Source organism: Massilia sp. AB1, from assembly GCF_018119385.1.
Taxonomy (GTDB): Bacteria; Pseudomonadota; Gammaproteobacteria; order Burkholderiales; family Burkholderiaceae_D; genus Telluria.
In genome coordinates, this window is record NZ_JAGKSG010000004.1 from 58,680 (window position 1) to 84,654 (window position 25,975).

The following is a 25,975-nucleotide window of genomic DNA, read 5'->3' on the forward strand; positions in this document are numbered from 1 at the left end:
GGATGAAGATTGCGATCCTGCCGGGCGACGGCATCGGCCCCGAGATCACCGCACAGGCGGTGAAAGTCCTGAGCGCCCTGGGCGAGCCCTTCGAGATGGAAAGCGCGGAAGTCGGCGGCGCCGGCTATGCCGCGCACGGCCACCCGCTGCCGGAAGCCACCCTCAAGCTGGCCAAGGAAGCCGATGCGGTGCTGTTCGGCGCCGTGGGCGATTACAAGTACGACAAGCTGGAACGCGCCCTGCGCCCCGAGCAGGCGATCCTCGGCCTGCGCAAGGAGCTGGGCCTGTTCGCCAACCTGCGTCCCGCGATCCTGTATCCGGAACTCGCCGGCGCCTCGACGCTCAAACCCGAGGTCGTGTCCGGCCTGGACATCCTGATCATCCGTGAACTCACCGGCGACATCTACTTCGGCAAGCCGCGCGGCGTGCGCGAATGCCCGGACGGTCCTTTCCAGGGCCAGCGCGAAGGCTTCGACACCATGCGCTACGCCGAAGGCGAGATCCGCCGCATCGCCCACGTGGCCTTCCAGGCAGCGCGCAAGCGCGGCAGCCGCCTGACCAGCGTGGACAAGGCCAACGTGCTGGAGACCTTCCAGTTCTGGCGCGACATCGTCACCGACGTGCACCAGGATTACCAGGACGTCGAGCTCGAGCACATGTACGTCGACAACGCCGCGATGCAGCTGGTTCGGGCCCCTAAAAAGTTCGATGTCATCGTTACTGGTAATATGTTCGGCGATATCCTCTCTGACGCCGCCGCCATGCTGACCGGTTCGATCGGCATGCTGCCCTCGGCTTCGCTGGACGCCGACAACAAGGGCCTGTACGAGCCTTCGCACGGTTCGGCGCCCGACATCGCGGGCCAGGGCGTGGCCAATCCGCTGGCGACCATCCTGTCCGCCGCGATGATGCTGCGCTACTCGCTGGGCCGCCTGGACCAGGCCGAGCGCATCGAGGACGCGGTCAAGCGCGTGCTGGCCCAGGGCCTGCGCACGCCGGATATCTACGAACCAGGGTCGACCAAGGTCGGCACCGAAGAAATGGGCAATGCGGTCGTCGCGGCGCTCGCATAACGATTCAATCTAAGGGAAACATCATGAAACTAGTAGGTCTGGTTGGTTGGCGCGGCATGGTCGGCTCGGTCCTCATGCAGCGCATGCAGGAAGAGGGCGATTTCGACCACATCGAGCCGGTGTTCTTCACCACCTCGAACCCGGGCGGCGCCGCTCCGGCCATGGCGAAAAACGAAACCACCCTGAAAAGCGCCACCGACATTACCGAACTGTCGAAGTGCGAGATCATCATCTCCTGCCAGGGCGGCGACTACACCACCGAAGTCTTCCCGAAGCTGCGCGCAGCCGGCTGGAACGGCTACTGGATCGACGCGGCATCGACCCTGCGCATGAACGACGACGCCGTCATCGTGCTGGACCCGGTCAACAAGGACGTGATCAAGAACGCATTGACCCGCGGCGTGAAGAACTTCGTCGGCGGTAACTGCACCGTGTCGTGCATGCTGATGGGCCTGGGCGGCCTGTTCGAAAAAGGCCTGGTCGAGTGGATGACGTCCATGACCTACCAGGCGGCATCGGGCGGCGGCGCCCAGCACATGCGCGAACTGCTGACCCAGTTCGGCACCATCAACGCGGCCGTCAAGCCGCTGCTGGACAACCCGGCCTCGGCCATCCTCGAGATCGACCGCGGCGTGCTGGCCACCCAGCACGGCATGTCGGCCGAAGAAACGAAGCAGTTCGGCGTGCCGCTGGCCGGCAACCTGATCCCGTGGATCGACAAGGACCTGGGCAACGGCCAGTCGAAGGAAGAGTGGAAGGCCGGCGCCGAGACCAACAAGATCCTGGGCCTGGGCGAATCCTTCGGTTCCAAGGCGATTCCTGTGGACGGCCTGTGCGTGCGCATCGGCGCGATGCGCTGCCACTCGCAGGCGCTGACCATCAAGCTGGCCAAGGACGTGCCGCTGGACGAGATCAACGACATCATCGCCTCGCACAACCAGTGGGTGAAGGTGGTGCCGAATACCCGCGAAGCCTCGATGCGCGACCTGTCGCCGGCAGCGGTGACCGGCAGCCTGACCATCCCGGTCGGCCGCCTGCGCAAGATGTCGATGGGCGGCGACTACCTGTCGGCCTTCACCGTCGGCGACCAGCTGCTGTGGGGCGCCGCCGAGCCGCTGCGCCGCATGCTGCGCATCGTGCTGGACCGTTAACCGGCTTTGACACGAACCACCGCGAACGCCGGCTGTAGGGTGGACGGGTTTCCCGTCCACGCGTCCAGCCGGCGCGCGCGAGGACGAGACGCGTTTCGACGTGCGACCGTAGGTTGAACGCGTGGACGGCAAAGCCGTCCACCCTACGCGATATTGGCGGCATTGCCACACCTCCTGACAGTTTGACAAGCGTCGGTATTCAAACGCTATCAAACCCACCCCGCATCGGTCATTCTGGCCACAGATCCTTTATTACTGCGTCATCGATGTGCGCGGGAAGCTTGCATGCTCCAGAGCATGATGTTATGTTGAGACTCCCGGAAACCGCCTTTCCTCTGGTCAACTTTCTTTCGCTGCTTACTATGCAATCTACCCACCGTCCTCCGCTCATGGCGTTTGCGCTGAAATCGCTCACCGCAGCCGTGGCCAGTGCAGTGTTCCTGTCTTCCGCCGCCACCGCGGCCGGCCTGGGAAAACTGACGGTGCTGTCGGCGCTTGGCCAGCCGCTGCGCGCCGAAATCGAACTGACGACCAGTGCGGGCGAAGATCCGTCCAGCATGGCGGTCAAGCTGGCTTCGCCGGACGCCTTCCGCGCCGCGAACATCGAATTCAATCCAGCCCTGCTGTCGCTGCGCTTCAGCGTGGAGCAGCGCGGCGGCCGCCCGGTCATCCGCCTGTCCTCGACCCAGCCGCTGAACGAGCCTTTCGTCGACATGCTGCTCGAGCTGTCCTGGAATAACGGCCGCCTGGTGCGCGAATACACCTTCCTGCTCGACCCGGCCGAACTGCGCGCCACCCAGCCGGCCCAGGTGGCCGCGGCGCCGGAAGCCCCGCGCAGCCAGGCTGCGCAGCCGCCGGCAGCTGCGGCGGCTGCTCCGGTTGCCCGCGCCCAGGAACCGGCGCGTCGCCCACCGCCCGCGCCTGTGGAACGCCAGGCCGCTGCGCCGGCGGGGGACGCCGCCGCCCCGAGCAGCTACCGCGTGCGTCCGGGCGACACCCTGGGCCGCATCGCGACCAGGATCAAGCCGGCCGACATCTCGCTCGACATGATGCTGGTGGCGCTGTACCGCGCCAATCCGGACGCCTTCATCGGCAACAACATGAACCGCCTGAAGTCGGGCCAGATCCTGTCGGTGCCGGACGCCGAGGCCATCCGCGGCACCGGCGAAGGCGAGGCGCGCGGCGTGGTCGTGGCCCATGCGGCCGACTTCAACGCCTATCGCAACAAGCTCGCCGGCCAGGTGGAAACCGCGGCGCCGAGCCGCGCCCCGCAGGCCGGCCAGAGCGCCGCCGGCAAGGTCACGGCCAAGGTCGAGGAACGCCCGACCGCCGCCAACGAATCGCAAGACCAGCTGCGCCTGTCGAAGGCCGTGCCGGGCGCCAAGAGCGGCCCGCAGGGCGCGACCGCCAGCGTCGAAGACACCATCGCGAAACAGAAGGAACTGGCCCAGGCCGAGGCCCGCGTCAAGGAGCTCGAGAAGAACGTGGGCGAGCTCGAAGACCTGATGACGGTGAAGAGCCGTCCGGGCAGCGAAGCCCAGAGCGCGGCTGCCGGCGCCGCCACCGGCGCTGCGGCTGCCGGCAAGACGGCGGAAGCGGCCAGGAAGCCTGCGGCCAAGCCGAAGAAGAAGCCGGTCAAGGAAGAGCCGAGCCTGGCCGACACGCTGATGGACAACATCACCTACATCGCCGCCGGCGCCGCCGTGCTGCTGCTGGCGGGCCTCGGCCTGTCGCAGCGCCGCAAGCGCAAGCCCGCGCCCGAGAAGACCGTGATCACCGAGCCGAAGGTGGTGGGCGTGCCGACCCAGGCCGCGCACTCGCTGTTCGCCGAGACCGGCGGCCAGAGCGTCGACACCAACAACAGCGTGTTCAACTCCAGCTTTGCCCCGTCGGCCAGCCAGCTCGACACCAACGAGGTCGACCCGGTGGCGGAAGCGGACGTCTACATCGCCTACGGCCGCGATGCCCAGGCCGAGGAGATCCTGAAGGAAGCCCTGCGCGTGCATCCGGAACGCCATCCGGTGCGCCTGAAGCTGCTCGAGATCTACGCCGCCCGCAAGGACCTGCGCGCCTTCGAAACCCAGGCCAGCGAGCTGTATAGCCTGACCCGCGGCCAGGGCGACGAGTGGGCGCAAGCCGCCGCGCTGGGCCTGAGCATCGATCCGCTCAACCCGCTGTATGCGGGCGCCCCGGCTGTGGCGCCGGCGTCGGCGCCGTCGCCGCAGGAACGCACCCAGCAGTCGCTGCTGTCGCAGCAGCTCGAAGACGCCTTCCGTGGCGGCGCTCCGGCGGCAGCCGCGCTGGGCGCGGGCGCAGTGGCCGGCGCCGCCCTGGCACAGGACGACGCCGACCGCACCGCGGTGCCGGCCGATGCCGAGCCGCGCACCGACGACAATGCCCTCGACTTCGACCTCGGCGGCCTGAGCTTCGAGCCGGTGAGCAGCGGCGATGCGGTCGCCGCCCCTGTCGCGGAGCAGAAGACGGACCTGGACGCCACTGCGGTGCCGGAATTCGAGTTCACCCTGGATCCGATCGAGCCGGCCGCCGGCGCCCAGCCTGCCGCAACTGCGGCCGCAAGCACCACCGCTGCGGCCGACGAGCCCTTCGACCTGTCCTTCGACATGAACTTCGACCAGCCGGCGACGGCGCAGCCCGCACCAGCGGAAGCGCTGGCCGACGACGAGGACTTCACGCTCGACCTGAGCCCGCATGCCGCCCAGCCGCTGGCCGTGGACCACATGGTCGACATGCAGGGCCTGGCCAAGGAATTCGACGGCCTGCCGCCGCTGCCGGCCATGCCGCAGGAGACCGTGGCTGCTGCGAAGACGGACGAGATGAACGATCCGCTGTTCGACCTGGACAGCATGGACTTCGGTGCACCGAGCGCACCGGCCCTCGGGGAAGTGCCGGCCGTGCGTCCGGCGGCCGCCGAAGCGCCGGCTGCATCGGAAGATCCGCTGTTCGATCTGGACGCGATGGATTTCGGCCTCCCGGAAACGCCAGCTGGATCGGTGGCGTCGCCGGCGCCGGCTGCAGCCGAGTTCACGCTGGACGACGATCCCTTCGCGCTGCCTGAGGTGCCGGCCGCCGCGCCTGCGCAAGCCGCGACTCCGTCGCCGGGCGTGCCGCTGGAGCCGGCCTTCGACCTGGCCGACTTCGACCTGGATCTGCCCCAGCCGGCCAGCGCCGCGCCGGTCGCAGAGCAGCAGTTCGCAGTGGAAGATCGTGCCGCCGTGGCCGACGTCACCGAGGTGAACACCGCGGCCGAGATGTCGCCGGAGCACATGGAGATGGAAACCAAGCTGGACCTCGCCATCGCCTACCAGGAGATCGGCGACAAGGAAGGCGCACGTGAATTGCTGGACGAAGTCATCAAGGGTGGCAGCAGCGAACAGGTGAGCAAGGCCAGCGCGATGCGCGAGCTGCTCGCGTGAGGCGGATCGCACTCGGAGTCCAGTACGTCGGCACGGGCTGGAACGGCTACCAGAAGCAGCCCGCGCGCAACACGGTCCAGGACCAGCTCGAGATCGCCCTCGAGAAGTTCGCGACCGTCCCGCTGCACACCACCTGCGCCGGCCGCACCGACGCAGGCGTGCATGCGATCGAGCAGGTGGTCCATTTCGACACGGAGCTCGACCGCCCGTCCCAGTCCTGGGTGCGCGGCGTGAACGCCTTCCTGCCCGACACCATCGTGGTGCGCTGGGCGCACGAGGTGCCGGCGGATGTGGAAGGCAACGAATTCCACGCGCGCTTCTCGGCGCGCTCGCGCACCTACCACTATGTGCTGTACAACCACGCCAACCCGTCCGCGCTGCTGGCCGACAGGGCGGGTTGGGTGTTCCGTCCGCTGGACGTGGAGCGCATGCGCGAAGCGGGCCAGTACCTGATCGGCACCCATGATTTCTCGGCCTTCCGCGCCTCCGGCTGCCAGGCCAATACGCCGGTCAAGGACATGCACGAAGTCAGCATCAGGCGCCATGGCGACATCATCGTGTTCACCGTGCGCGCCAGCGCCTTCCTGCACCACATGGTGCGCAACATCGTCGGCTCGCTCATCTATGTGGGCACGGGGCGCAACGAGCCTTCCTGGATGAAGGAGGTGCTGGAGAGCCGCTCGCGCGACGTCGCCGCGCCCACCTTCATGCCGGACGGCCTGTATTTCGCCAGGATCGAGTACGATCCCAAGTGGGGGCTTCCCCAGGAAGATGCTCCGCCCCTCCCTTGGTTGTAAGGATGATAATGCAGCGTACCCGTATCAAGATCTGCGGCATCACCCGCGAGCAGGACTTGCGCGCGGCGGTCGATGCCGGCGCCGACGCCCTCGGCTTCGTGTTCTATGCCAAGAGCCCGCGCTACGTCTCGCCCGGGCGCGCGGGTGAGCTGTGCGCGGGGCTGCCGCCGTTCGTCAGCGCGGTGGCGCTGTTCGTCAACCCGGACGTGGAGGAAGTCCGCGCCGTGGCCGAGGCGATGCCGCTGGCCCTGATCCAGTTCCATGGCGACGAAACGGCAGAGCAGTGCGCGGAGATCGCGGCGGCGGTGCGGCGCCCGTATGTGCGGGCTTTTCGCGTCAAACCGGACACGGAGCCTGCGGCTTTGCTAGAATGGGAAGCTGCAAACCGCGCTGCCAGTCCCTGGTTCTCGGGCGTCCTGCTCGACACCTACGTGGATGCCTACGGCGGCGCAGGAAAGGTTTTTGATTGGTCTCTTATTCCAAAAGAGCTCGCGCCTCGGGTCGTTTTGAGTGGTGGCTTGAGCGTACACAACGCGACTGACGCGGTGGTACGCGTTCGTCCCTTCGCCGTCGACGTCAGCAGTGGCGTCGAGGAAGGCAAGGGAATCAAGGACGCCCGCAAGATCGCCGGCTTCATTGCCGCGGTGCGGGCTGCCGATGCCACCCCTTCAAGTGAGTCCGACCATGAAAGAAGTTCCTAGCAGCGCCGCCGCCGCATTGTTCAAGACCCCCGATTACCCCCTGCCGGATGCCGCCGGCCACTTCGGTCCCTACGGCGGCAGCTTCGTCGCCGAGACCCTGTCGCACGCGCTGGCCGAGCTGAACGAGGCCTATGCCCGTTACTCGGCCGATCCCGAGTTCCTCGAAGAATTCCGCTACGAGCTGGCCCACTTCGTCGGCCGTCCCTCGCCCGTCTACCACGCCCGCCGCTGGTCCGAGCTCGCCGGCGGCGCGCAGGTCTACTTCAAGCGCGAAGACCTGAACCACACCGGCGCGCACAAGATCAACAACGTGATCGGCCAGGCCCTGCTGGCGCGCCGCATGGGCAAGCAGCGCATCATCGCCGAAACCGGCGCCGGCCAGCACGGCGTCGCCACCGCCACCATCTGCGCGCGCTTCGGCCTGGAGTGCGTGGTCTACATGGGCGCGGAAGACGTCAAGCGCCAGGCGCAGAACGTCTACCGCATGAAGCTGCTGGGCGCGACCGTGGTGCCGGTGGAATCGGGTTCCAAGACCCTCAAGGATGCGCTCAACGAAGCGATGCGCGACTGGGTCACCAACATCGAAAACACCTTCTACATCATCGGCACCGTGGCCGGCCCGCACCCATATCCGATGATGGTGCGCGACTTCCAGTCGGTGATCGGCGAGGAATGCCGCGTGCAGATGCCGGAACTGGCGGGACGCCAGCCGGACTACGTGGTCGCCTGCATCGGCGGTGGTTCGAACGCGATGGGCATTTTCTATCCCTACATCGGCGAGCCGGGCGTGCAGCTGGTCGGCGTCGAGGCGGCGGGAGAGGGCCTGGATTCGGGCAAGCACGCGGCCTCGCTGACGGCGGGCCTGCCGGGCGTTTTGCACGGCAACCGCACCTACCTGCTGCAGGACGAGAATGGCCAGATCATCGAGACCCACTCGGTGTCGGCGGGCCTGGACTATCCGGGCGTGGGGCCGGAACACGCGTGGCTGAAGGATTCGGCGCGTGCGCAGTATGTGTCGATCACGGACGAGGAAGCGCTGGCCGCCTTCCACGACTGCTGCCGTATCGAAGGCATCATTCCGGCGCTGGAGTCCTCGCACGCGATCGCCTACGGCGTCAAGCTGGCGGCGACCCTGCCGAAGGACAAGATCATCCTGGTCAACCTGTCGGGCCGCGGCGACAAGGACATGCATACGGTGGCGGCGCGAATGGGGATGGACTTCAGCTAAGTTTCAGCTAATCGGCTGATTGCTCCTCCATTCCCGTTCACCTTATCGACCATAGAAAGCACAGCATGTCCCGTATCGAACAGACTTTCAACGCGCTCAATGCGCAGAACAAGACCGGCCTCGTCACCTTCATCACCGCGGGCGACCCGGGCCCCGAACTGACCGTGCCGCTGATGCACGCCCTGGTGGAGGGCGGCGCCGACGTCCTGGAACTGGGCGTCCCGTTTTCCGACCCGATGGCCGAGGGCCCGGTGATCCAGCGTGCCTGCGAGCGTGCGCTCAAGTTCAACATCGGCCTGAAGGACGTCTTCGGCTTCGTGCGCGAGTTCCGCAAGAACGACCAGACGACGCCGGTGGTCCTGATGGGCTACGCCAACCCGATCGAGCGCATCGGCCCCGACAACTTCATCCGCTCTGCCAAGGAAGCCGGCGCGGACGGCGCCATCGTGGTGGATTATCCGCCGGAAGAGTGCGCGGAATTCGCCGATGCCATGCGCGAGAACGGCCTGGACCTCATCTTCCTGCTGGCCCCGACCTCGACTGTGGAACGCGTGAAGCAGGTGGCCCGCTACGGCAGCGGCTTCAGCTACTACGTCTCGCTGAAGGGCGTGACGGGCGCCGGCAGCATCGACACCGCCGACGTTGCGCGCCGCGTCGGCGCGATCCGCGAACATGTGAAGCTCCCGATCGGCGTCGGTTTCGGCATCCGCGACGCCGCGACGGCGAAGGCGGTGGCGGAAGTGGCGGATGCGGTGGTGATCGGCAGCCGCATCATCCAGGAGCTGGAAAACACGCCGAAGGAAAATGCTGTCGAAGCCGTCCGCGCATTCACCTCCGGCATCCGCGTCGCCCTCGACGGCAAGTAACGTCCCACGGGCAATAGCTTTCTAATTAGGGTCAGAGTCGAATTGTTGGGAAATTCCCCAAAGTTGTCATTCAATTCGACTCTGACCCTAATTTATTGCTGAAGAAACAACTTCTTGGCACAGGGTCATAGTCGAATTATTGGGTAATTGCCCTATGGTGAGGATTCACTCTGGCTGGAGGCTTCAAACCGGCCAAAGCTTTTGCTTTGGCGCATTGAAATTCTTGTCGCACGCTCATATCGAGCGAGGTTTCCCACGATAAATTGTGCTTCCTTATGAACCAGATAGGAGTGGTTATGAAGAAGCGCATCAGCCATGTGGCCGTGTCTCAATGTGGAAAGATGATGGCGGCAATCTATTTCGTCATATCGCTGCCTTTTGTCGCGATCCTGCTTATCCCTACCTTAATGGGCATCCAAGTGATGCCCCTAGCTGCGCTCGTCTTGTTCCCATTCATGTACGCACTGATCACCTACCTGATGGGAGCGCTGACCGCATGGATTTACAACTTGGTAGCGGCACGCATGGGCGGCTTCGAATTCACGACCGCTGAAGTCGCTAGCTGAAATTAGATTGGGGTCAGAGTCGAATTGCCGGGCAATTCCCGAAAGTTGTCAAACAATTCGACTCCGACCCCAATTTATTAAAAAAGAAACAACTTTTAAGCAATGAGGGTCAGAGTCGAATTGCTGGGAAATTCCTCAAAGTTGTCAAACAATTCGACTCTGACCCTCTTGGTAGGGGGGGGAGCGGGATTGTTGGAATGATAATTGTCGGCTTGCTACGATTCGACAAGCGGGGCCTGAGCGGCTACACTACCGCCACCTGAAAGATTTGCCGCAAAGGAGATAAGATGAGTTGGTTGGAAAAACTGCTGCCCCCTCGGATCCAGCGCTCCGATGCCGCCAAGAGCAAGACCATGCCCGAAGGGCTGTGGGTCAAGTGCCCATCGTGCGAGTCGGTCCTCTATCGCGCGGACCTCGAGTCCAACCTGCACGTCTGCCCGAAGTGCGACCACCACATGCGCATCCGCGCCCGCGAGCGCCTCGATGCACTGCTCGACGAAGGCGGCCGCTATGAGATCGGCCAGGAAGCCCTGCCGGTCGATACCCTCAAATTCAAAGACAGCAAGAAGTACCCGGACCGCCTCAAGCAAGCCATGGACGCCACCGGCGAAACCGATGCGCTGATCGTGCAGGGCGGCTCGATCATGAGCCTGCCGGTCGTCGTGGCCTGCTTCGAATTCGAATTCATGGGCGGCTCCATGGGCTCCGTCGTCGGCGAACGCTTCGCCCGCGGCGCCCAGGTGGCGCTGGAGCAGAAGGTCCCCTTCATCTGCATCACCGCCACCGGCGGCGCCCGCATGCAGGAAGGCCTGCTGTCGCTGATGCAGATGGCCAAGACCACCGCCATGCTGACCAAGCTGTCGGAAAAGAAGCTGCCTTTCATTAGCGTGCTGACCGACCCGACCATGGGCGGCGTCTCCGCTTCCTTCGCCTTCATGGGCGACGTCGTGATCGCCGAACCGAAAGCCCTGATCGGCTTCGCCGGCCCGCGCGTGATCGAGAACACCGTGCGCGAGAAACTGCCGGAAGGCTTCCAGCGCGCCGAGTTCCTGGTCCAGAAGGGTGCCGTCGACATGATCGTCGACCGCCGCAAGATGCGCGAAGAAATCGCACGCCTGCTGGCACTGCTGCAGAACCAGGCCGCCGAAGTCCTGGCCTGATCCAATCCCCGGTGCGGCGCGCCAGGAGCGTGCCGCACTGTGCGCATCGCGTACCTTCCAGACGTACACATGTCCACTCTCCCGACCACTTTGCCCGACTGGCTGGCGCTGCTCGAGTCGCGCCATGCCGAAACCCACATCGACATGGGCCTCGACCGTGTCCGCACCGTCAAGGAGCGCATGCAGCTGGCCTTTTCCTGCCCCGTGATCATGGTGGCCGGCACCAACGGCAAGGGCTCGACCTGCGCAATGCTGGAAGCCATGCTGCTGCAGTCGGGCTACCGCGTCGGCCTGTACATCAAGCCGCACTTCCTCGACTTTAACGAGCGCGCCCGCATCAACGGCGAGATGGCGTCGAACGAAGCCCTGGTCGAGGCCTTCAACGCGGTCGAAGCCGTGCGCGGCGAGGTCTCGCTGACCTATTTCGAATTCACGACCCTGGCCATCATGCACCTGCTCTCGAAAGCGGGCGTGGACGTGGCCATCCTCGAAGTCGGTCTGGGCGGACGCCTGGACGCCGTCAACGTGGTCGACGCCGACGTGGCCATCGTCACCAGCATCGACATCGACCACACGGCCTACCTGGGCGACACCCGCGAGGAAATCGGGTTCGAAAAAGCCGGCATCTTCCGCCCCGGCAAAGTGGCGATCTGCAGCGACCCGGTCCCCCCGAGCACCCTGATCAAGCATGCCGAGGACATTGGCGCGGACCTCTGGCTGCTGGGCCGCGATTTCAACTACCAGGGCGACCAGCAGCAGTGGAGCTACGGCGGCCGCAGCCAGCGCCGCAATTCGCTGGCCTATCCGGCCCTGCGCGGCGCCAACCAGCTGCTCAACGCCTCGGCTGCATTGGCCGCGCTCGAAGTCCTGCGCATGCAGCTGCCCTGCGGCGCCCAGGAAGTGCGCGCCGGCCTGGCGATGGTCGAACTGCCGGGACGCTTCCAGGTGCTGCCGGGCCGCCCCACCCAGGTGCTGGATGTGGCCCACAACCCGCATGCCGCGGCGACCCTGGCCCAGAACCTCGGCAACATGGGCTTCCACCGCTACACCTATGCCGTGTTCGGCATCATGGAAGACAAGGACATCGACGCCGTGATCGCGCCGATGGCCGGCCTGGTCGATCACTGGTGCGTGGCCGACCTCGATTCGCCGCGCTCGGCCAAGGCCGCGGAACTGGCGCAAAAGCTGGCCGCCTTGAAGCCCGCGGGCGCGAAAGAGGGCGATTTTTCGGTTACCGCCTTCGCCAATCCAGGCGATGCCTATGCGAATGCCCTCGGCCGCGCAGAGGAGAATGATAGAATTGTGGTCTTTGGCTCGTTCTACACCGTTGCAGGCGTGATGGCGGCCCGCAAAAACTCTCTTCACTGATCGACTGAAAACGCATGGGCTTGTTCTCGTTCGGCAATAAAAACAAGCAAGAAACTGTCCGGGACAGCGGGCATTTCGTCAAGGATGACGATGCCGCATTCAGCGAGCGCGCCCGCTCCAAGCGCGCGACGCACGCAGGGGAGAGCGCACGGCGCGGCCGTGGCGCCGACCCGGTGCTTCCCGAAAAGAAACGCGCGCGCCGCCGCCTGGTCGGCGCCATCGCCCTGGCCCTGGCGGCCGCCGTCGGCCTGCCGATGCTGCTCGATTCCGAGCCCAAGCCGCTGGCCGACGACATCGCCATCCACATCCCCTCCAAGGAAAAGGCCGCGCCGCTGCCGGTGCCGTCGCAGCCTGCGGCAGAACCCGCCGATGAACCCGTCTCGGCGGAGGACAGCGTAGACAGCGGCGAAGAAATCGTCGACGCCCCGCCCGCAGCATCCAAGGCCGCGCCGCCGGCCGCCGAACCGCCGCCGGTCCGCACTGTCGAGACCTCCAAGCCGGAGGCCGCCAAGCCCGAGCCCAAGCATGAGGCCGCCAAGCCCGAGCCGGCGCGCAAACCCGAGCCGCAAAAGCACGAGCCCGAGAAGAAGCCCGCCAAGCCCGCCGAGCCCAAGGCCGCGGAAAAGGCGGAGAAGCCGCGCGCCGACGACAGCGCCCGCGCCATCGCCATCCTGGAAGGCAAGCCCGCCGAGAAGGCCGAGGGCCCGGCGCCGCGCTACGTGGTCCAGGCCGCCGCGTTGGCAAGCCAGGAAAAGGCCGCCGAACTGCAGAGCCGCCTGCGCGCGGCCGGGGTCTCGTCCTTCACCCAGAAGTCTGGCGACCTGGTCCGTGTGCGCGTGGGTCCGTTCAGCAAGGAAGAGGCGGAAAAAGTACGCGCCAAGCTGAGCGGCATGGGCTTATCCCCCACGATGCTGCCTTTGTAAGACGGGTTGAGCAGGCGTGACGATTTTCGATTATCTTGTCCTGTTCGTACTGGTCTCGTCCGTCGTCATCAGCACCCTGCGCGGGCTGGTGAAGGAAATCCTGTCGCTGCTGGGCTGGATCGTGGCCTTCGTGGTGGCCAACGCCTACGGCGCCAAGCTGGCGCCCATGCTGCCCGACCTGCTGCCGGGCGAGACGGCGCGCCTGATCCTGGCCTTCATCGTGCTGTTCCTGGGCGTAAGAATTTTGATGGGCCTGCTGTCCCTGGCGATCGGCGCCCTGGTGGAAGCCAGCGGCCTGGGCCTCGCCGACCGCGGCCTCGGAGGATTGTTCGGTCTGGCGCGCGGCATTGTAATCGTGCTTGCCGCCGTCATATTGTGTGGGATGACATCCATTCCACAACAGGCTTTCTGGCGGGATGCGCTGCTGTCGCCCATGGCGGAAACCGGCGTGCGCACCGTCAAGCCTTTCCTGCCCGCTGCGCTGGCGCAGCACGTCAGATACTGAACCAAGTTTTGAACCTTTTAGCAATCAAGCAGTCCAGTTTTTAGGAGCGCACCATGTGTGGCATCGTCGGCGTCGTCTCGCACTCTCCCGTCAACCAGCTTCTGTATGACGCATTGCTGCTGCTGCAGCACCGCGGCCAGGATGCGGCGGGGATCGCGACCAATCACAGCAGCATGTTCTCGATGTTCAAGGCCAACGGCCTGGTACGCGACGTGTTCCGTACCCGGAACATGCGTTCGCTGCAAGGCAACACCGGTATCGGCCACTGCCGTTATCCGACCGCGGGCTCGTCGAGCGAGGAAGAAGCGCAGCCGTTCTACGTGAACGCGCCCTTCGGCATCACCCTCGCGCACAACGGCAACCTGACCAACCAGGCCCAGCTCAAGGACGAGCTGTTCCGCAACGACCGCCGCCACATCAACACCGATTCCGATTCGGAAGTGCTGCTCAATGTGCTGGCCCACGAAGTCCAGGAAGCGGCCGACGGCTACACCCTGAACCCGGACGCCGTGTTCAAGGCCGTCGCCGCCGTGCACCGCCGCGTGAAGGGCGCCTACGCCGTCGTGGCGCAGATCGCCGGCCACGGCATGCTGGCCTTCCGCGACCCCTTCGGCATCCGTCCGCTGTGCCTGGGCGTGAACGAGACCGAGCAGGGCAATGAATACCTGGTGGCCAGCGAATCCGTGGCCCTGGAAGGCCTGGGCTTCCGCTTCGTGCGCGACATCGCGCCGGGCGAAGCGGTCTTCATCGACAACGACGGCAACCTGCACGAGCGCCAGTGCGCCGAGAACACCTCGCTGAACCCCTGCGCCTTCGAATTCGTCTACCTGGCCCGTCCGGACTCCGTCATCGACGGCGCCTCGGTCTACGCCACCCGCCTGCGCATGGGTGAATACCTGGCCGACAAGGTCCGCCAGGAAATCCCGGTCGACGAGATCGACGTCGTGATGCCGATCCCGGATTCCTCGCGCCCGGCCGCGATCCAGCTGGCCCTCAAGCTCGGCGTGGAATACCGCGAAGGCTTCATCAAGAACCGCTATATCGGCCGCACTTTCATCATGCCGGGCCAGGGCATGCGCAAGAAGTCGGTGCGCCAGAAGCTCAACGCGATCAGCGCCGAGTTCAAGGACAAGAACGTGCTGCTGGTCGACGACTCGATCGTGCGCGGCACCACCAGCCGCGAAATCGTGCAGATGGCGCGCGAAGCGGGCGCCCGCAAGGTCTTCTTCGCCTCGGCCGCGCCGCCGGTGCTGTACCCGAACGTGTACGGCATCGACATGCCGACCCGCGACGAGCTGATCGCCCACGGCCGCACCGTCGAGGAAGTCTGCAAGGAGATCACCGCCGACCGCGTGGTCTACCAGGACGTGGATGCGCTCAAGCGCGCCATCTCGGACGTGAATCCGGCGCTGAAGAACTTCGAGGCCTCCTGCTTCGACGGCGTCTACGTGACCGGCGACGTGACCCCGGAATATCTCGACAACCTGGAATCGGCGCGCCACAAGCCGAGCAAGAACACCATCGAGGACCCGGTGCGCACCCAGCTCAACCTGAACCCGCCCGTCGCCGCCGAGTAAAGCCGTATGAGCGAGACCAAACAGTACGGCTTCACCACCACGATCCTGCACAACGATCGCCGCAAGGCGATCGAGCAGGGCTCGCTGCACAAGCCGGTGCACACCTCGGTGGCCTTCGGCTATGGCGACGCGCGCCAGCTGGCCAGCGTCTTCCAGGGCAAGGAGCCGGGCTTCCGCTATGGCCGCCAGGGCAACCCGACCGTGGGCGCCCTCGAGGACAAGATCACCAAGATGGAAGACGGCGTCGCCTCGCTGTGCTTCGCCACCGGCATGGGCGCCATCGGCGCGCTGTTCCAGGCGCTGCTCAAGGCGGGCGACCACATCGTCTCCTCGTCCTTCCTGTTCGGGAACACCAACAGCCTGTGGCAGACCGTGGCGGGGCAGGGCGTCGACGTGGCCTTCGTGGACGCAACCGACGCGGCCAAGGTGGAAGCGGCGCTCAAGCCGGACACCCGCCTGGTGTTCGTCGAGACCATCGCCAACCCGCGCACCCAGGTGGCGGACCTGGCGCGCATCGGCCAGCTGTGCCGCGAGCGCGGCATCCTCTACGTGGTCGACAACACCATGACCACGCCCTACCTGTTCCGTCCGAAGGCGGTCGGCGCGGGCCTGGTGGTGAATTCGCTGACCAAGTCGATCGGCGGCCACGGCATTGCACTCGGCGGCGCCCTGACCGACACCGGCCTGTTCGACTGGAGCGCCTACCCGAACATCGCCCAGAACTTCCGCAAGCAGCCGTCCCAGAACCAGGGCATGGCCCAGCTGCGCGCCAAGGCGCTGCGCGACTTCGGCGCCGCCCTCGGTCCGGAAGCGGCCCACCACATCGCCGTGGGTGCGGAAACCCTGGCCTTGCGCATGGAGCGCACCAGCGCCAACGCGCTGGCGCTGGCGACGATGCTCGAAGCCGACGAGCGCGTGTCGGCGGTCCACTACCCGGGCCTGGCCTCGCATCCGCAGAACGGCATCGTCAAGGAACTGTTCCGCTCGGGCGGCTCGCTGCTGTCCTTCGAACTGAAGGAGGGCATCGATTGCTTCGACTACCTGAACCGCCTGAAGCTGGCGATTCCTGCGAGTAATTTGGGCGATACCCGCACCCTGGTGATTCCGGTCGCGCACACCATCTTCTTCGAGATGGGCGCCGAGCGCCGCGCCAGCATGGGCATTGCCGAGTCCCTGATCCGGGTATCGGTCGGCATCGAGGACACCGACGACCTGCTGGCGGACTTCGCGGGTGCGCTCTCACTTTAGCCAGAGAGAAAGCCGAATTAGTTGCCCGTGTTGCCAACTAGGCTAGAATTGTTACACCACAACACGGGAGGGATCATGAAACGATTCGTAGGCGTCATGGTGTTAGGTGTCTCCGGACTGGCCATGGCAGGCGGCATGCAGTCCGCCGGCAATGCGCAGGACGCGGCGAAGCAGCGCGAGGCCCGCGCCGCCGACATCGCGTTCTGGACCAGTGGCTACAAGGGCGAAGACCTGGTCTCGGGCCGTTTCAGCTGCCCGGCGCCCAGCATCCCGGACATGTCGAAGACCAAGTCCCAGATCAAGTCGGTGTCCGACTCCTACCAGGCCTGGCAGCAGTGCTATAACGGTTTCGTCGCCAACCTGAACGAGACCTTGTCGCGCGGCAGCCGCATCCCCGCGGATGTCGCGGCCCTGCTGACCCCGCAGGAGGCGCAGCAGGCTGTCGCCCACGTCGACCGCGTGCACGAGGGCCTGATCGCCCAGGCCCAGCAGAATGCCTCGCAAGTCATGGCCAGGTACGACGCCTGGCAGGGCGCCACCGAACGTTACGTCAAATCCGACAGCACTGCGCGCAAGCTGGAATACGAGATGTCTGCGCGCCAGCAGCAGGAAAGCGAGGCGCAGCGCTATCCCCAGCCCGGATCCGGCATGGGCACCGCGCCTGCGCCGTCCCGGCGTTGAATGATCGGCTCCGTGGCGCGCCGGCGCCACGGCTGTTCGTGACCAAGCTCTTCCAAACGCTGTCGCCAGACAGCAAGCTTCCCACTGCCGGCAATCCGAAAGCGCACCCTGTCAATCTTGACAGGGTGGCGCGGGAATCGGTTGCTTGTATCACCAGCTAGGCTAGAATTGTTACACCACAATATGGGAGGAATCATGAAACGACTCGTTGGTGTCATGGTGTTAGGTGTATCCGGACTCGCCATGGCAGGCGGCATGCAGTCCGCGGGCAACGGCCAGGAAGCGGCGAAGCTGCGCGAGGCCCGCGCCGCCGACATCGCCTTCTGGACCAGCGGTTACAAGGGCGAAGACCTGGTGTCGGGCCGGTTCAGCTGCCCGGCCCCCAGCATCCCGGACATGTCGAAGACCAAGTCCCAGATCAAGTCTGTGTCCGATTCCTACCAGGCCTGGCAGCAGTGCTATAACGGCTTCGTTGCCAACCTGAACGAGACCATGTCGCGCGGCAGCCGCATTCCCGCCGATGTCGCCGCACTGCTGACCCCGCAGGAAGCGCAACAGGCCGCCGCCCACGTCGACCGCGTGCACGAGGGCCTGATCGCGCAAGCCCAGCAGAATGCTTCGCAAGTCATGGCCAAGTACGACGCCTGGCAGGGCGCCACGGAACGTTACGTCAAATCCGATAACACTGCGCGCAGGCTCGAATACGACATGGCGGCGCGCCGCCAGCAGGAAGGCGAAGCGCAGCGCTACCCGCAGCCGGGCGCACAGCCGGTGCCGTCGCCGGCGACCATGCCGGGACCGGGGCGCCGTTGAGGCTTGCATCACGCCTCTGGAGGATGCCAGGGGCGTGACCGTCGGCTTGCCGGCATGTTTGCACCACCACAGGGAGGAATGATGAAACGAATCATGGGCGTCTTGATGTTGGGTGTATCGGGCCTGGCGATGGCCGGCGGCCTGCAGTCCGCGGGCAATGCGCAGGAGGTGGCGAAACAGCGTGAAGCGCGCGCCGCCGACATCGCTTTCTGGACCGGCGGCTACAGGGGAGCAGACCTGGTGTCGGGGCGCTTCGACTGCCCGGCGCCGGCGATTCCCGAGCTGTCGAGGACCAAGGCGCAGATCAAGTCGGTTTCCGAATCCTTCCAGGCGTGGCAGCAATGCTATAACGGCTTTGTCGCCAAGCTCAACGAGACCGTGGCGCAAGGCAGCCGGATTCCGGCCGATGTCGCCGGCCTGCTGACTCTGGCGGAGGCGCAACAGGCCGCCGCGCACATCGAGCGTGTGCACGCGAGCCTGGCTGCGCAAGCCCAGCAGAACTCCGCGGAGGTGTCCGCCCGCTTCGAGGCCTGGCGCGACGCCACCGAGCAATTCGTGATGGCCGACCACCGCGCACGCATGATGGAGCGCGCCATCGCTTCGCGCCGCGCGCAGGAGCGGGAAGGGCAGCAATACCCGCGCACCCAGCCGACCATGGGTTCTTCCGAGGCGCCGCCGCCGACGCGCCCTTGAATGCCGGCCTTAAATGATTGTAAGGGCGGTTGAGGCTGAGGGAGTATTCGCGTTACCATGCAGCATTCCCTCACTCTCGACCGTCCCATGAAGCGTTTTCTCGTCGTAGCAAGTCTGCTGTTCTGCTCCGTGGCCCACGCCGATCCGCTGGCCGACGCCCACGCCCTGTTCGCCAAAAAAGCCTATCCCGAAGCCCTCCAGGCCTATACCAAGCTCGCCAATGCCGGCAATGTCGAAGCGCAGCAGGCGCTCGGCCAGATGTACTGGTATGGCGAAGCGGGGCAGGTGGACGAAGCCAAGGCCAGGGAATTGTTCAAGAAAGCGGCCGCGAAAGGCAACAAGATCGCCGCCGCCTCGCTGGACGTGATGGACCAGCGCGTCAAGCGCCGCACGGAGATCGATTACTGGATCAGGGAGTACGACGGCGCGGAACTCAAATCGGGCGAATTCCGCTGCCCGGCGCCGCGCATTCCGGCGATGTCGAAGCTGAATGACGAAATCGACCGCGTCAGCGGCGCGGTGGCGACCTGGCAGAACTGCTACAACAAGTTCGTCACGAACCTGAACGCATCCTCGCCGCTGTCGAAGAAGATCCCGGCGGATATCGCCAAGCTGATGAACAAGCAGGAGACCGATGCGGCGCACGCTCACCTGGAGCGGGTGCGCGAGAACCTGGCGGAGGAAGCGAAGGTGAGTTCCAAGCTGATCCTCGCGGACTTCGCGGCCTGGCGTGCGGCGACCGAGGCGTATGTGTCGGAGCACAACGCGATGATCAAGCAGAATAAATAAGGTGGGGAGCTGAAGGGGCCGGAGTTAAGTTTCCGGCTGCTCGGGGAAACTTGGTCCCGGCCCCCGCCGGGACCCAAGTTTGCAGGGCAGTGTTATCGCAGCCGACGCGATCAGTGCCAGCTACGCATCAAGCCAACCGCCAGGCCCTCGAGCGCGAACTCGTCGCCCGGCTCCACGCGAATCACCTTGAAATCCGGATTCTCCGGCAGCAGCTCGACGGTCTCGCCCGTCTTGCGGTAGCGCTTGACGGTGACTTCTTCACCGAGGCGGGCCACGACGATCTGGCCGTTCTTGGCGCTGTCGATCTTCTTGACCGCCAGGAAGTCGCCGTCGCAGATGCCCGCATCGCGCATCGACCACCCCTTGACCTTCAGCAGGAAGTCCGGCCGCGCCGAGAACATGGCGGCGTCGACGCTGTAGGTGGCTTCCACGTGTTCCTGGGCCAGGATGGGCGAACCGGCGGCCACGCGGCCGACCAGGGGCAGGGACATCATGAGCGCAGGCGGCGGCATGGGGATCTGTTCGGCGCTGGCGCCGACCAGGCGGATTCCGCGCGAAGTGCCCGGCGAAATCTCGATCGCGCCTTTGCGCGCCAGGGCCTGCAGGTGCTCCTCGGCGGCGTTGGCCGACTTGAAGCCCAGTTCCGCCGCGATTTCGGCGCGGGTCGGCGGGAACCCGGTGTTGTCGATCGCTTCCCTGATCAGGTTCAGGATCTGTTCTTGCCTTGCAGTGAGCTTGAGCATGTCGTGCGGCTGGATAGTTGTAGGACCAGACTGTATTTTTATACAGTATTTCGCAAGACGCAAGGGAAAACAGGAATATTTTTAGGGCGGGAGCGGCCGCGTTGGTTTTTTCCACGCGCACCGCTCCCGCGCGCCCGGCTGCCCTGGCCGCCGGGTACGAAGCCTCAGCTTACCACTCGCAGCCTTCTTCGGTGTAGTCGAAGTATGCGGTCTGCTGGCCGGTGGTGATCATGTAGCCGCGGCAAGTGAAGGTCTGCGAACCGACCTGGGTGGTCATGGCGGAGTCCGAATAATAAACCCGGGTCCAGGTGCTCGAGGGCCAGGCGTAGGCCGCTGCGGATACCGTGATCGCCAATACTGCAACGTACAGTTTCTTCAGTTTCATATTGTCTCCAGGTGTGTGCGACATGTCGTTTCTTAGGCTGAACTTGTGTTCAGCCAGGACATGCTAGCACCGCACATGAAACAAAAATGATGTGAGAATTCACATTCTTGCATATTATGCAGCAGCCATCTTTTCGCACGGGCGTGGGAAAAGCGAAGGCATCCGGGACCGACCGGTTGCCTGCGGCTTGTGCACGTGTTACCATAGCAGGCTTTCCCTTCCCACACTCGTCTTGACGCCGAGGTGGGCATTTGTTTAAACGTCCTCAAGGAGTGTTGCATGCGTCATTATGAAATCGTTTTTATCGTCCACCCGGACCAGAGCGAACAAGTTCCGGCGATGATCGAGCGTTACAAGACCACGGTGACCAGCCGCGGCGGTAACATCCATCGCGTGGAAGACTGGGGCCGTCGCCAGATGGCTTACCAGATCCAGAAGCTGCCGAAGGCTCACTACATCTGCATGAACATCGAGTGCGACAACGAGACCCTGGTCGAGCTGGAAACCGCATTCAAATTCAATGATGCTGTCCTGCGTCATCTGACCGTTAAGATGAAGAAAGCTGAAACCGCACCGTCGCCGATGATGAAGTCGGTCCAGCGCGAAGACGCAGCCAAGAGCCACCGCGCAGAAGCAGCAGCCGCTGCCCCGGCCGCAGCTGCCTAAGTTTTTCTCCAGGAATTCGTAGTAAACGGAAGTAGTGAACCAGCTCGAGCTCGAAGCGACCATCGCCGAGCGTGATGTCCTGCGCTACACCCCGGCCGGCGTACCCATCGTGTCCGCCATCCTGATGCACAGTGGGCAGCAGGAAGAGGCCGGCGTCGCAAGGCAGGTCGAGTTCGAGATCCCCGCCTTCGCCGCGGGTGAGATCTCGGGCAGGTTCGGCAGCGCGGAACTCGGCGCCAGCTACCGTTTCAGCGGATTCCTCGCAAAGAAAAACCGCAACAGCAAAGCCCTGGTGTTTCACATCATTGATTTTCAAGCCGCCTAAGCGGCACTAGATAGATACAGGAGCCTCAAAATGGCATTCGGTAAAAAGTTCGACAAAAACAAAGCTAAAGAAAAACTCAAGCGCAAACAGCAGAACCCGCTGTTCAAGCGCAAGAAGTTCTGCCGCTTCACCGCCGCCGGCGTGGAACAGGTGGACTACAAGGACGTCGACACCCTGAAGGACTTCGTCCAGGAAAACGGCAAGATCATGCCGGCACGCCTGACCGGCACCAAGGCGCACTACCAGCGCCAGGTCGACACCGCGATCAAGCGCGCACGCTACCTCGCGCTGCTGCCGTACACCGACCTGCACAACGCCTAATCGTCGGCCACGACAGTCAGATATCCTGGAGATAAAACATGCAAGTTATTCTGTTGGAAAAAGTAGTCAACGTCGGCAACCTGGGCGACGTCGTCAAAGTCAAGGACGGTTACGCACGTAACTTCCTGATCCCGCAAAAGATGGCACGCCGCGCGACCCAGTCGGCTGTGGCCGAGTTCGAAGCCAAGCGCGCCGAACTGGAAAAAGCCGCCGCTGAAAAGCTGGCTGCTGCCCAGGCGCAAGGCGACAAGCTGAGCGGCATGACCGTCACCATCGCCCAGAAGGCGGGCGTGGACGGCCGTCTGTTCGGTTCGGTCACCAACTTCGACATCGCCGAAGCTCTGAGCAAGCAAGGCTTCCCGGTCGAGAAGTCGCAGGTTCGCCTGCCGACCGGCCCGCTGAAGACCACCGGCGAATTCCCGGTGGCCGTCGCCCTGCACACCGATGTGGTCTCGGAGATCACCATCGCCGTCGTGGGCGAAGCAGCCTAAGCTGTTGTTGTATAAAAGAAAAAAGCCGGGTTCGCCCGGCTTTTTTTATTGGCAAGATTCACCAATTATTTCAGCCGCGTGACCGGAGCAGGTATAATGCCGCCCATGAATTCCGCACCCGCCGATCCGCAAATCGAATCCCTGCGCATCCCGCCGCACTCCATCGAAGCAGAACAGTCCGTCATCGGCGGCCTGCTGCGCGATAACGCGGCCTGGGACCGCATTGCCGATTTCATGCATGCGGACGACTTCTACCGCTACGACCACCGCATCATCTTCGAACAGATGATCCGCCTGATCAACTCGGGCAAGCCGGCGGACGTGATCACGGTCTACGAGGCCTGCAACCAGCTCGGCAAGGCCGAGGAAGTGGGCGGACTGCAATACCTGAACGCGATGGCGCAGAACACGCCGTCGGCGGCCAACATCCGCCGCTACGCCGAGATCGTGCGCGACCGCGGCATCCTGCGCAAGCTCATCACCGTCGCCGACGAGATCTCCGGCAATGCCTTCAATCCGCAAGGCAAGGAAGTCAAGCAGATGCTCGACGAGGCCGAGTCCAAGATCTTCGCGATCGCGGAGCAGGGCGCCCGCGGCGCCCAGGGCTGGACCGCGGTGCAGCCGCTGCTGACCCAGGTGGTGGAGCGCATCGACGAACTGTATTCGCGCGAGAACCAGGGCGAGATCACCGGCGTGCCGACCGGCTTCATCGACCTCGACCGCATGACTTCCGGCCTGCAGCCGGGCGACCTGGTCATCGTGGCCGGCCGTCCGTCGATGGGCAAGACCGCGTTCTCGGTCAACATCGGCGAGAACGTCGCCATCGAAGCGGGCCTGCCGGTCGCCGTGTTTTCCATGGAAATGGGCGGCGCCCAGCTGGCCATGCGTATGCTGGGCTCGGTCGGCCAGCTCGACCAGCACCGCCTGCGTACCGGCCGCCTGAACGACGAGGACTGGCCGCGCCTGACGCACGCCATCCAGAAGATGAACGACGCCCAGCTCTACATCGACGAGACGCCGGCGCTGAACCCGATCGAGATGCGCGCACGCGCGCGCCGCCTGGCCCGCCAATGCGGCAAACTGGGCCTCATCATCGTCGACTACCTGCAGCTGATGCAGGGCAGCCAGCCGGGCGACAACCGCGCCTCCGAGATCTCGGAGATTTCGCGTTCGCTCAAGGGCCTGGCCAAGGAATTGCATTGCCCGGTCATCGCGCTGTCCCAGCTGAACCGCTCGCTGGAACAACGCCCCAACAAACGTCCCGTCATGTCCGACTTGCGCGAATCCGGCGCTATCGAACAGGATGCGGACGTGATCATCTTCCTGTATCGCGACGAGGTCTACAACCCGGACTCGCCCGACAAAGGAACCGCCGAGATCATTATCGGCAAGCAGCGTAACGGTCCTATCGGCGCGATTCGCCTGACCTGGATCGGCCAGTACACCAAGTTTGGCAATTACAGCGGTAACCTCGCCATCTACCAGGGCGATTAAGCCGTCGAATACTTTGCCGCTGCCGACCGGTCCAGCGGTTTCGAAGTCCCAAGAGATTCACAACGGAGAACAATATGTTTGGACGCCTGATGCCCCAGGAGGGCAAGTTTTTTGATCTGTTCAACCAGCACGCCGCATTGTGCGTGAAGGGTGCGCAGGAAATGGTTGGCCTGATGACCAACTTCGACGACCTGGAAAACCGCACCCACGCTGTGGAGAGCATCGAAAAACAGGCTGACAAGATCACCTACGCCTGCGTTGACCTGCTGCACAAGACCTTCATCACCCCGCTCGACCGCGACGACATCCACAAGCTGATCACCCGCATGGACGACATCCTCGACATGATGGAAGACGCGGCCCAGACCATCTCGCTGTACGACCTGCATGCGGTGACCCCGGAAGCCAAGCGCCTGGCCGAGCTGTGCCTGTCGGCTTGCCTGAAGGTGCAGGACGCTGTCGCCCTGCTGCACGACATGGGCAACGCCCAGAAGATCGTCGCCATCTGCGAAGAGATCGACCGCTTCGAGTCCGACGCCGACCACGTGATGCGCGCCGCCATGTCCAAGCTGTTCCGCGACGAGCCGGACGTGCGCAACCTGATCAAGATGAAAGCCATCTACGAGATCCTCGAAACCGTCACCGACCGTTGCGAAGATGTCGCCAACATCATCGAAGGCATCATTGTCGAGAACGCGTAACGCGGCCACAGAACAAGAATAACTATGGAAACTCTACACATCAGCATTTACGTGCTGGGCATGCTGGTGCTGCTGGCGCTGGTGTTCGACTTCATGAACGGCTTCCACGATTCGGCGAACGCGATCGCGACCGTCGTCTCGACCGGCGTCCTGAAGCCGCAAACCGCAGTCGCCATGGCTGCGTTCTTCAACTTCATCGCGATCTTCGTGGTCAGCATGAAGGTGGCGCAAACCATCGGCAAGGGGACCATCGATCCGCATGTGGTGGACCACTATGTGATCTTCGGCGCCCTGGTCGGGGCCATCGTCTGGAACATCATCACCTGGTACTACGGCATTCCGTCCTCGTCCTCGCACGCGCTGATCGGCGGCCTGGTCGGCGCCGCGGTGGCCAAGTCCGGCACCGGCGCCCTGATCTCGGCGGGCCTGATCAAGACCGTGATGTTCATCGTGCTGGCGCCGCTGCTCGGCTTCGTGCTCGGCTCGGTCATCATGCTGATGGTGTCGTGGATCTTCGTGAAGTCCACCCCGCGCAAGGTCGACGTGTGGTTCCGCCGCCTGCAACTGGCCTCGGCCGCCGGCTATTCGCTGGGCCACGGCGGCAACGACGCGCAAAAGACCATGGGCATCATCTGGATGCTCCTGATCGCGGCAGGCTACACCAGCCCGACCGATGCGCTTCCGCCGACCTGGGTCATCATCTCCTGCTATGCGGCGATCAGCTTCGGCACGCTGTTCGGCGGCTGGCGCATCGTCAAGACCATGGGACAGAAGATCACCAAGCTCAAGCCGGTCGGCGGCTTCTGCGCCGAGACCGGTGGCGCCATGACCCTCCTGATGGCCAGCTTCTGGGGCATCCCGGTCTCGACCACCCACACCATCACCGGCGCGATCGTCGGCGTGGGCGCCTCGCAGAAGGCTTCGGCCGTGCGCTGGGGCGTGGCGGGCAACATCGTCTGGGCCTGGATCTTCACCATCCCGGCGTCGGCCTTCATGGCGGCGGTGGCGTGGTGGATCGGCACCCACATCATGTAATTCCCGGCTGGTCCGGTACGAAAAAGCGGAGCGCAGGCTCCGCTTTTTTTTCGCCTGTCGCGCAATCGCCGCAGTGTGCATACTTCTTTACATTTTTGCTAACGCTAGTAGTAATATTACACAGTGACCGCTGGCCACCGCTGCCGCCGGTACTGAAGCCTCGCTATGAAGGCAGCGCAGACAAAAATACAGAGGAGACACAATGTTCGATGCACGTAGTTTCACTTCACGGCTGCGAGTG

27 protein-coding genes are annotated in these 25,975 nt (G+C 64.4%); 25 read left to right on the forward strand and 2 right to left on the reverse strand.

Going from position 1 to position 25,975, the window contains the following annotated elements; translation table 11 throughout:
* Positions 1-2 precede the first annotated feature (2 nt).
* From leuB to J8847_RS03960, 18 genes are all read left to right on the forward strand, one after another.
* Positions 3-1,073, forward strand: coding sequence for a 3-isopropylmalate dehydrogenase (gene leuB / locus J8847_RS03875; protein ID WP_211523364.1), 1,071 nt, complete (start codon positions 3-5; stop codon positions 1,071-1,073).
* A 23-nt stretch (positions 1,074-1,096) separates the two neighbouring features.
* A complete protein-coding gene (gene asd / locus J8847_RS03880; RefSeq protein WP_211523365.1) occupies positions 1,097-2,224 on the forward strand; it encodes an aspartate-semialdehyde dehydrogenase in 1,128 nt (375 codons plus the stop codon).
* Between the two features lie 362 nt (positions 2,225-2,586).
* Positions 2,587-5,658, forward strand: a complete 3,072-nt coding sequence (locus tag J8847_RS03885; protein WP_211523366.1) for a FimV/HubP family polar landmark protein — start codon at positions 2,587-2,589, stop codon at positions 5,656-5,658.
* Positions 5,655-6,455 carry a tRNA pseudouridine(38-40) synthase TruA gene (gene truA / locus J8847_RS03890; RefSeq protein WP_211523367.1) on the forward strand — a complete coding sequence of 267 codons (801 nt, stop codon included), beginning with the start codon at positions 5,655-5,657 and terminating at the stop codon, positions 6,453-6,455. Before J8847_RS03885 ends, truA begins: the two co-directional genes overlap by 4 nt.
* A gap of 8 nt (positions 6,456-6,463) precedes the next feature.
* A complete protein-coding gene (locus J8847_RS03895; RefSeq protein WP_211523368.1) occupies positions 6,464-7,156 on the forward strand; it encodes a phosphoribosylanthranilate isomerase in 693 nt (230 codons plus the stop codon).
* Entirely contained in the window at positions 7,140-8,384 is a 1,245-nt protein-coding gene (gene trpB / locus J8847_RS03900; protein WP_211523369.1) for a tryptophan synthase subunit beta, read from the forward strand. The genes J8847_RS03895 and trpB overlap by 17 nt, the downstream gene beginning before the upstream one ends.
* Positions 8,385-8,449: 65 nt before the next feature.
* Positions 8,450-9,250 (forward strand): tryptophan synthase subunit alpha, encoded by an 801-nt coding sequence (gene trpA, locus J8847_RS03905; protein ID WP_211523370.1) that lies wholly within the window; start codon positions 8,450-8,452, stop codon positions 9,248-9,250.
* A 296-nt stretch (positions 9,251-9,546) separates the two neighbouring features.
* Complete coding sequence (locus J8847_RS03910) at positions 9,547-9,816, forward strand: hypothetical protein (RefSeq protein WP_211523371.1); 270 nt, start codon at positions 9,547-9,549, stop codon at positions 9,814-9,816.
* Positions 9,817-10,103: 287 nt separating this feature from the next.
* The gene (accD, locus tag J8847_RS03915) at positions 10,104-10,976 is read left to right on the forward strand and encodes an acetyl-CoA carboxylase, carboxyltransferase subunit beta (protein WP_211523372.1); all 873 of its coding nucleotides are present in this window, start codon (positions 10,104-10,106) and stop codon (positions 10,974-10,976) included.
* 69 nt (positions 10,977-11,045) lie between these two features.
* The gene (gene folC / locus J8847_RS03920) at positions 11,046-12,344 is read left to right on the forward strand and encodes a bifunctional tetrahydrofolate synthase/dihydrofolate synthase (RefSeq protein ID WP_211523373.1); all 1,299 of its coding nucleotides are present in this window, start codon (positions 11,046-11,048) and stop codon (positions 12,342-12,344) included.
* Positions 12,345-12,358: 14 nt separating this feature from the next.
* Positions 12,359-13,267, forward strand: a complete 909-nt coding sequence (locus tag J8847_RS03925; RefSeq protein ID WP_211523374.1) for an SPOR domain-containing protein — start codon at positions 12,359-12,361, stop codon at positions 13,265-13,267.
* A gap of 16 nt (positions 13,268-13,283) precedes the next feature.
* Positions 13,284-13,772 (forward strand): CvpA family protein, encoded by a 489-nt coding sequence (locus J8847_RS03930; protein WP_211523375.1) that lies wholly within the window; start codon positions 13,284-13,286, stop codon positions 13,770-13,772.
* Between the two features lie 53 nt (positions 13,773-13,825).
* A complete protein-coding gene (purF, locus tag J8847_RS03935; protein ID WP_211523376.1) occupies positions 13,826-15,349 on the forward strand; it encodes an amidophosphoribosyltransferase in 1,524 nt (507 codons plus the stop codon).
* A 6-nt stretch (positions 15,350-15,355) separates the two neighbouring features.
* On the forward strand, positions 15,356-16,597 hold the full coding sequence (locus tag J8847_RS03940) for a cystathionine gamma-synthase family protein (protein WP_211523377.1): 1,242 nt from the start codon (positions 15,356-15,358) through the stop codon (positions 16,595-16,597).
* Between the two features lie 75 nt (positions 16,598-16,672).
* A complete protein-coding gene (locus J8847_RS03945; protein ID WP_211523378.1) occupies positions 16,673-17,278 on the forward strand; it encodes a hypothetical protein in 606 nt (201 codons plus the stop codon).
* Positions 17,279-17,473: 195 nt separating this feature from the next.
* A complete protein-coding gene (locus tag J8847_RS03950) occupies positions 17,474-18,091 on the forward strand; it encodes a hypothetical protein (protein WP_211523379.1) in 618 nt (205 codons plus the stop codon).
* A gap of 81 nt (positions 18,092-18,172) precedes the next feature.
* Entirely contained in the window at positions 18,173-18,784 is a 612-nt protein-coding gene (locus J8847_RS03955; protein WP_211523380.1) for a hypothetical protein, read from the forward strand.
* Between the two features lie 87 nt (positions 18,785-18,871).
* On the forward strand, positions 18,872-19,573 hold the full coding sequence (locus J8847_RS03960) for an SEL1-like repeat protein (RefSeq protein WP_211523381.1): 702 nt from the start codon (positions 18,872-18,874) through the stop codon (positions 19,571-19,573).
* Positions 19,574-19,683: 110 nt separating this feature from the next.
* On the opposite strand, the gene lexA is transcribed toward J8847_RS03960, so the two are convergent.
* Complete coding sequence (gene lexA, locus J8847_RS03965) at positions 19,684-20,316, reverse strand: transcriptional repressor LexA (protein WP_211523382.1); 633 nt, start codon at positions 20,314-20,316, stop codon at positions 19,684-19,686.
* A 169-nt stretch (positions 20,317-20,485) separates the two neighbouring features.
* Entirely contained in the window at positions 20,486-20,701 is a 216-nt protein-coding gene (locus J8847_RS03970) for a DUF6289 family protein (protein ID WP_211523383.1), read from the reverse strand.
* A 279-nt stretch (positions 20,702-20,980) separates the two neighbouring features.
* Between J8847_RS03970 and rpsF the strand changes: the two genes are divergently transcribed.
* From rpsF to J8847_RS04005, 7 genes are all read left to right on the forward strand, one after another.
* Positions 20,981-21,367, forward strand: a complete 387-nt coding sequence (rpsF, locus tag J8847_RS03975) for a 30S ribosomal protein S6 (RefSeq protein ID WP_020656856.1) — start codon at positions 20,981-20,983, stop codon at positions 21,365-21,367.
* Positions 21,368-21,401: 34 nt separating this feature from the next.
* On the forward strand, positions 21,402-21,692 hold the full coding sequence (gene priB, locus J8847_RS03980) for a primosomal replication protein N (RefSeq protein ID WP_211523384.1): 291 nt from the start codon (positions 21,402-21,404) through the stop codon (positions 21,690-21,692).
* A gap of 30 nt (positions 21,693-21,722) precedes the next feature.
* Positions 21,723-22,013 (forward strand): 30S ribosomal protein S18, encoded by a 291-nt coding sequence (gene rpsR, locus J8847_RS03985; RefSeq protein WP_036249492.1) that lies wholly within the window; start codon positions 21,723-21,725, stop codon positions 22,011-22,013.
* A 38-nt stretch (positions 22,014-22,051) separates the two neighbouring features.
* Positions 22,052-22,504 (forward strand): 50S ribosomal protein L9, encoded by a 453-nt coding sequence (gene rplI, locus J8847_RS03990; protein ID WP_211523385.1) that lies wholly within the window; start codon positions 22,052-22,054, stop codon positions 22,502-22,504.
* A gap of 96 nt (positions 22,505-22,600) precedes the next feature.
* Positions 22,601-23,998 (forward strand): replicative DNA helicase, encoded by a 1,398-nt coding sequence (locus J8847_RS03995; protein WP_373888805.1) that lies wholly within the window; start codon positions 22,601-22,603, stop codon positions 23,996-23,998.
* A 74-nt stretch (positions 23,999-24,072) separates the two neighbouring features.
* Positions 24,073-24,699 (forward strand): DUF47 domain-containing protein, encoded by a 627-nt coding sequence (locus J8847_RS04000; protein ID WP_211523387.1) that lies wholly within the window; start codon positions 24,073-24,075, stop codon positions 24,697-24,699.
* A 24-nt stretch (positions 24,700-24,723) separates the two neighbouring features.
* Complete coding sequence (locus J8847_RS04005; protein WP_211519124.1) at positions 24,724-25,734, forward strand: inorganic phosphate transporter; 1,011 nt, start codon at positions 24,724-24,726, stop codon at positions 25,732-25,734.
* Positions 25,735-25,975 lie beyond the last annotated feature (241 nt).